Origin of the sequence: Streptomyces endocoffeicus, from assembly GCF_016741935.1 — a bacterium.
GTDB lineage: Bacteria > Actinomycetota > Actinomycetes > Streptomycetales > Streptomycetaceae > Streptomyces > Streptomyces endocoffeicus.
In genome coordinates, this window is record NZ_JAERRG010000087.1 from 1 (window position 1) to 7,905 (window position 7,905).

Annotated in this window: 1 protein-coding gene; it reads left to right on the top strand. The window is 71.1% G+C overall.

Annotation, left to right across the window (positions count from 1 at the left end):
* Positions 1–21: 21 nt before the first annotated feature.
* The coding region (locus JK364_RS53595; RefSeq protein WP_201858749.1) for a non-ribosomal peptide synthetase at positions 22–7,905 on the top strand (7,884 nt) is incomplete at its 3' end.

Below are 7,905 nucleotides of genomic sequence, written 5' to 3' on the forward strand. Positions count from 1 at the left end.
AGACTGGTGGAGGAACGCCTGATGGACAAGCGCGAGCTGGAAGACGTCCTCCCGCTGACCGCGGTCCAGGAGGGGTTGCTGTTCCACGCCGTCTACGACGACGCCGCACCCGATGTCTATCTGGTGCAGCTCTCCTTCGAGCTCGAAGGGCCCGCCGCCCCCGCGCGGTTCCGGCGGGCGGCCGAGGCCCTCGTACGGCGCCATCCACCGCTCCGGGCGGGCTTCCTCCACCATGGCCTCTCGCAGCCCGTCCAGTTCGTACCGCGCGAGGTACCCCTCCGCTGGCACGAGGCCGATCTCAGGGAGCTGGACGAGGAGGAGCGGCGCGGGGCGCTTCAGCGGTGGCTGGTCGAGGACCGGGGCACCCGCTTCGATCTCACGCGTCCGCCCCTGATCCGGTTCGCGCTCTTCCGGTTGGGCGATGACCGCTTCCACTTCGTCCTGACGCATCATCACATCCTGCTCGACGGATGGTCGCTGCCCCTGGTCGTTCAGGAGTACTTCGCCCTCTACGACCACAACGGCGATGAGTCCGCGCTCCCCCGGGCGGTGCCCTATCGCACCTATCTGGAGTGGTGCGGACGCCAGGACCGCGACGCGGCGCGCGAGGCGTGGCGCGAGGCGCTCGCGGGGCTGGCGGAGCCCACTCTGCTCACGTCCGCGGCCCCCGGCCGGACCACGGTCCCCCCGGAGGACTTCTCGTTCGACCTGCCCGCCGAGCTGGCCGAGCAACTCGCCCTCCGGGCACGGCGTTTGGGGCTCACCCTCAATACGCTGGTGCAGGCCGGGTGGGGGATTCTGCTGGGTCGGCTGACCGGGCGGGACGATGTGGTGTTCGGTACCACGGTCTCCGGGCGGCCCGCCGAGATCCCCGGTGTGGAATCCATGGTGGGACTGTTCATCAACACCGTCCCGCTGCGGCTGCGGATGGATCCGCGGGAGCCGGTGTCCGCGCTGCTCAGCCGGTTGCAGGAGGAGCAGGCGCGGCTCCTGGACCACCAGCACCTCGGGCTCGTCGAGATCCAGCGGCTGGCGGGTATCGGATCGGGCGAGATCTTCGACACCACCACCGTGTTCGAGAACTATCCCCTCGACGAGGGACGGCTGCTGGATCCCACCACGGAGCTCAGGACACTGTCGGTGGACAGTTACGACGCCACTCACTACGCCCTGGCCCTCATGGTGATTCCGGGAGAGCGGCTGCACATCCGGATGGGGTACCAGCCGGACCTGCTGGCGCGGGAGGCGATCGAGTCGATCGCGGAGCGGCTGCGGCGGGTGTTGCGGACGCTGGTGTCGGACACCGATCCGCGGGTCGGAACGGTCGATCCACTGGCGCCGGGCGAGCGCGAGCTGATGCTGCGCACATGGGGCGGGGCGCGTACGGAGCCCGCCGAGCGGACGGAAGCGGTGCTGCCGCTGCTCTTCGAGGAGCAGGTGCGCAGGACCTCCGAGGCCGTCGCGGTGGTGCACCGGGACTCCAGGCTGACGTACGCGGAGGTGAACCGGCGTGCCAACCGCCTCGCCCGGCTGCTGGTGGCTTCCGGTGCGGGAGCCGAGACGCGGGTGGCGCTCGCTCTCCCGCGCTCGGCCGACCTGGTCGTGGCCGTACTCGCCGTCCTCAAGGCCGGGGCCGCGTTCGTCCCGTTGGATCCGGACCACCCGGCGGAGCGCCTCGCCTTCGTCCTCGCCGACAGCCGTGCCACGCTGCTGGTGACCACGGACGGCCTCGTCGAAGACCTGCCACCGGGCGCCCCACCCGTGGAGCGCCTGGTCCTCGGGGCGGATGACACCGTGGCCCGGCTGCGGGGGCTGCCCGCGCACGACCTGTCCGACGCCGAACGTGCGTTTCCGCTCGACGCCCGCCACCCGGCCTATGTCATCTACACCTCCGGGTCCACCGGCACCCCGAAAGGTGTCGAGGTCCCGTACGGCAATGTGGCACGGCTGTTCGGCGCCGCCCGGGAGCAGTTCACCTTCGGTGAGACCGATGTGTGGTGTCTGTTCCACTCGTACGCCTTCGACTTCTCCGTCTGGGAGATGTGGGGGGCGCTGCTGCACGGTGGCCGGCTGGTGGTGCCGGACAAGGAGGTGACCCGCTCCCCCGAGGACGTACTGCGCCTGCTGGTCCGCGAGGGGGTCACGGTGCTGTGCCAGACGCCGTCGGCCCTGTACCAGCTGATCGCCGCCGACCAGGACCTGCCCTCGCTGGGCTCGGAGCTGGCCCTGCGGTACATCGTGCTCGGCGGGGAAGCCCTGGACCCCGCCCGGCTGGCGGGCTGGTACGTCCGCCACCGCGACGACGCCCCCGTCGTGGTCAACATGTACGGCATCACCGAGACCACGGTCCATGTCACCGCCCGTCGGCTCGGCCACGCGGACGCCGTACCGGGGACCCCGAGTGTCATCGGGCGGGGGCTCACGGATCTGGCGGTGTACGTACTCGATCCCGGGCTGCGGCTGGTGCCACCCGGGGTGGTGGGCGAGCTGTATGTGGCGGGGGCGGGGCTGGCGCGGGGGTACGCGGGGCGTGCGGCGATGACCGCCGAGCGGTTCGCCGCCGATCCCTTCGGCCCGGCGGGCACCCGGATGTATCGCACGGGCGACCTCGTGCGGTGGGACGGCGACGGCCGTCTGGAGTTCGTGGGACGCGCGGACGACCAGGTCAAGGTGCGGGGATTCCGTATCGAACTCGGTGAGATCGAGGCCGCCCTGACGGCACACCCCGAAGTGGCGCAGGCCGCCGCGACCGTCCGCGAGGACCGCCCCGGCCACCGGCGACTGGTGGCCTACGCGGTGCCCGCGCGCCGTTCCGGCCCCGACGGCGACCTGGCCGGCCGACAGGTGGAGGAGTGGCGCACGGTCTACGAATCGCTGTACCGGGACCGCGCCGCGACCGTCCTCCGGGAGGACTTCGTCGGCTGGGACAGCAGCTATGACCAGCGGCCCATTCCGCTGCCGGAGATGCGGGAGTGGCTGACCACGACCGTCGACCGGATCATGGAGCTGGAGCCGTGCCGGGTGCTGGAGATCGGGGTCGGCACCGGACTGCTCATGGCGCGCCTGGCGCCGCGCTGTGAGGCGTACTGGGCCACCGATGTGTCTCCCGCGGTCATCGGCCATCTGCGGGAGCGGATCGCGGGCGATCCGGCCCTGGCGGAGCGCACACAGCTGCGCTCCCAGCCCGCGGCCGACTTCACCGGTCTGCCCGCCGGCCGGTTCGACACCATCGTGCTCAACTCGGTCATCCAGTACTTCCCCAGTGTGGAGTATCTGGTCGAGGTGGTGGCCGGGGCGATGAGGCTGCTCGCGCCCGGTGGCCGGATCTTCATCGGTGATGTGCGCAACGCCCGTCTGCTCCGCTGCTTCGCCACGGCCGTCGCCCTGGCCCAGGCCGAGCCCGGCACGACGAACGAGAGCCTCCGGGCCACGGTCGACAAGGCGATCCGGCAGGAGCGCGAACTCGTCGTCGACCCCGCCCTCTTCGCCACCCTTCCGTCCCGGCTGCCCGAGGTGGCGGCGGTCGACGTGCGCGTCAAACGTGGCCATGCGAGCAATGAACTCACCCGCCACCGTTACGACGTGGTCCTGGTCAAGGCACCCGCCACGAGGGTTTCGGGTGCCGGGACAGACGGGATGTCTCGGGTGGCCGACGCGGTGGCGCGTCGGTGGGGCGAGGAGGTGCGCACCACCACCGAAGTGGCGGAGACCCTGGAGCGCCTCCGGCCCCGGATGCTGCGCGTGAACGGCATTCCCAACGCCCGGCTCGCGGACGAGCTGGAGGCGTTGCGGCAACTGCGGCACGGAGTGGCGCCGGACGCCGTCCGCGAGGCCGCCGCCTCGGGGCCGGAGCCCGAGGCGTCCGCTCCGGAGGCCCTGCACGAGCTCGCGGCGGGTCTGGGCTACCGTGCCGCCCTCACCTGGTCCGACAGCGACGGCTGCCTCGACGCGGTCTTCGTGGACACGGCGGCGGGGGTGGACCATCGCGTGCTCGACCAGTCCGTGCCATCCGCGATGTCTGCGTCGTCCGTGCCGTCCACGCCGTCCGTGCCATCTGCGCCGTCCGTGCCATCCGCGTCGTCCACGCCGTCCGTGCCATCCGCGCGGGGGAACGATGCGCGGCCGTTGCGCTCGTACGCCAACGACCCCGGGGCCTCCCATGAGCTGGGCGGACTCGTTGCGTCCCTCCGGGCCCACCTCGCCGCGACCCTGCCCGACTACATGCTCCCGTCCGCCCTCATGACACTCGACGCGCTGCCGTTGACGGCGAACGGAAAGCTCAATCGCGCCGCGCTGCCCGTGCCCGACCCAGGGGCCGACCGAACCACCGGCCAAACCACCGGCCGGGCCGCGGCGACACCGCGGGAAAAGACCCTGTGCGCCCTGTTCGCCGAGGTGCTGGCGCTCGCCGAGGTCGGGGTGGAGGAGGAGTTCTTCGCGCTGGGCGGGGACAGCATCATCTCCATCCAGCTCGTCAGCCGTGCCCGCCGGGAGGGGCTGGTGCTCACTCCCCGCCAGGTCTTCCAGTACAAGACGCCCGCGGCGCTCGCCGCCGTGGCCCGTACGCCCGACGAACCGACCGCCGAGGGCCTCGGCCGCTCAGAAGGAGCACTCGTCCGGCTCTCCCGGGCGGAGTCGGAGAGCGTCGAGCGGAAGGCCCCGGGCAGTGTGGAGGTCCTGCCGCTGAGCCCGTTGCAGGAGGGGTTGCTGTTCCACGCCGTGTACGACGACACGGCCCCGGACGTGTATCTCGTCCAGCTCTGCCTGGAACTCGAGGGCCCCTTCGACGCGGGCCGGTTCCGCGTGGCCGCCGACGCGCTGCTGCGCAGGCATCTGCATCTGCGCGCCGCGTTCCTGCACGACGGCCTGTCCCATCCCGTCCAGGCCGTCGCCGGTGCGGTGTCCGTGCCGTGGCAGGAGGTGGACCTCACGACGGTCGCGGAGGACGAGCGCCGGGGCGCGGTGGAGCGGTGGCTGGCCGAGGACCGCTCCGTACGGTTCGATCCGGCGCGGCCACCGCTCGTCCGTTTCGCCGTCCTGCGTGGCGGCCCGAACCGGCAGTGGCTGGTCATCACCAACCACCACCTGCTGTGGGACGGGTGGTCGGTGCCCCTGGTCCTGCGCGAACTGTTCGCGCTCTACGAACGGTCCGGTGACGAGACGGGCCTGCCACGGCCGGTGCCCTACCGCGACTATCTGGCCTGGCTGGGGCGGCGGGACCGGGAAGCCGCCCGCGCCGCCTGGCGCACGGCGCTGGAGGGGCTGACCGAGCCCACGCTGGTCGCCCCCGCCGCTCCGGGGCGTGCCGCGATGTGGCCGGAGGAGTACTCCACCGATCTGTCCCTCGAGCTGACCGCGCGGCTCTTGCAGCGCGCCAGGCGCTCGGGGCTCACGCTGAACACCCTCGTCCAGGCGGCGTGGGGGCTGGTGCTCGGGCGGCTCACCGGGCGGGACGACGTGGTGTTCGGCACCACGGTCTCGGGCCGCCCCGCGGAGCTGCCGGGTGTGGAGGCCATCGTGGGCCTGTTCATCAACACCGTGCCGGTCCGGTTGCGCATCGATCCCCAGGAGTCGCTGGGCGGGCTGCTCTCCCGGCTCCAGGAGGAGCAGACGGAGCTGCTCGACCACCAGCACTTGGGACTTGCCGAGATCCAGCGGCTGAGCGGAGTGCGCTCCGGAGACCTCTTCGACACGACGACGGTCTTCGAGAACTACCCCATCAATCAGGGGCAGTTGCTCGACCCGGGGAGGGAACTGAGGACGGTCGACATCACCGGGCGGGACGCCGTGCACTACGCCCTGTCCCTGCTGGTCGTCCCGGACGAACGGCTGCACATGCGGCTCGGCTACCGTCCGGACCTGTTCGGGCACGAGGACGTCTCGACGATCGCCGACCGCCTGGTGCGGGTGCTGGAGGCCATGGCCATCGACCCCGATGTCCGGGTCGGGCGGGTCGACGGCTGCTCCGAGGAGGAGCGGGGGCGGCTGCTGGGCTGGGGTACGGGTGCCTCGGTGGCGGCGGCCGGGGCCGGGCGGGTGCTGCCGGAGCTGTTCGAGGAACAGGCGGCACGTACTCCGCAGGCCACGGCGGTGGTCTTCGAGGACGACAAGATGTCCTACGCGGACCTCAACGCGCACGCGAACCGACTGGCCCGGCTACTCATCGAACACGGCGCCGGACCGGAAACCCGTATCGCGCTCGCCCTGCCACGCTCCCCGGAGCTGATCACCACTGTGCTGGCCGTGACCAAGGCCGGAGCCGCCTACGTACCCCTCGACCCCGGCTACCCACCGGACCGCATCACCTTCATGCTCCACGACAGCCAACCCACCCTTCTCATCACCACCAGCACCCTCGCCAACACCCTCCCCGCCAGCACCGCCACCCTGCCCTGGCTCCTCCTCGACACCGAAGACACCCACACCCGTGTGGAAGGCCACGATGCGGCGGACGTGTCCGACGACGAGCGGCCGACACCGCTCACGCCCACGCAGCCGGCGTACGTCATCTACACCTCGGGCTCGACGGGCACACCCAAGGCGGTCGTGGTCCCGCACGGGGCCATCGTCAACAATCTACTGTGGCGGATCGGGACGTTCGGCTGGACCGAACATGACCGCTTCCTCATGCGGACACCGATGAGTTTCGACGTCTCGGTGTGGGAACTCTTCTGTCCGCTCCTCACCGGCGGAAGCATCATCGGCACCGACCCCGATCACCACGCCGACCCCGGCCATCTCTTGTCCGCCGTCGAACGTCACGGGGTCACGGTGGTGCACTGTGTGCCGACCCTGCTGCGGTTGCTGCTGGAGTGGGAGGGGGCGCGGCGGCTGTGCGCCTCCATACGCCACGTCGTCTGTGGTGGCGAACCGCTGACCGCCGATCTGCGCGACTCCTTCGTCGCCACGCTTCCGCATGCGCGGCTGCACAACTCCTACGGACCGACCGAGACCACCGTCGACACGACGGGACACCTCACCACTCCCGAGGACACGGGCCCGCCACCGATCGGCACACCGGTCGGCAACACCCGCTTGTTTGTGCTGGATGCGGGGTTGGGGTTGGTTCCGGTGGGTGTGGTGGGCGAGTTGTACGTGGCGGGGTGCGGAGTGGCGCGGGGCTACTGGGCACGGCCGGGACTGACCGCGGAACGGTTCGTGGCCTGCCCATACGGTACGGCCAGCGGAGAGCGGATGTACCGCACCGGGGACCTGGTGCGGTGGACACCTGACGGACAGCTGGAGTTCCGCGGGCGAGCCGATGAGCAGGTCAAAGTCCGCGGATTCCGCATCGAGCCCGGAGAGATCCAAGCCGCGCTGACGGCCCACCCCGGTATCGGGCAGGCCGTGGTGACCGTCCGCGAAGACCGCCCCGGCGACCGTCGCCTAGCCGCCTACCTCACCCCCGCACAAGCTGGGGCCAAACCGCCACCTACGGCGGAGATCCGGACCCACCTGGCCGACCGACTCCCCCACTACATGATCCCCTCCCACTACGTACCCCTGGAACACCTGCCGCTGACCGCCAACGGCAAACTCGACCACACGGCCCTACCCGCTCCCACACCGGCAACCACCGGCACCGGTCAGGGACGAGCCCCCTCCGATGCCACCGAACGCACGCTGTGCCAGCTGTTCGCCGACATACTGGCCATACCCGAGGCCGGTCCTGAGGACGGCTTCTTCGCCCTGGGCGGCGACAGCATCCTGTCCATCCAACTCGTCAGCTGCGCAAGGCAACAAGGACTACTCCTCACCCCACGCCAAGTCTTCCAGCACCAAACCCCAGCCGCCCTGGCCACCGCTGCAACCCACATCCCCACCACCACCCCAGCCCGCCACGAAACCGGCACCGGAACCCTCCCCGCCACCCCGATCATGCGGGAGCTGTTCGAACGAGGCGGC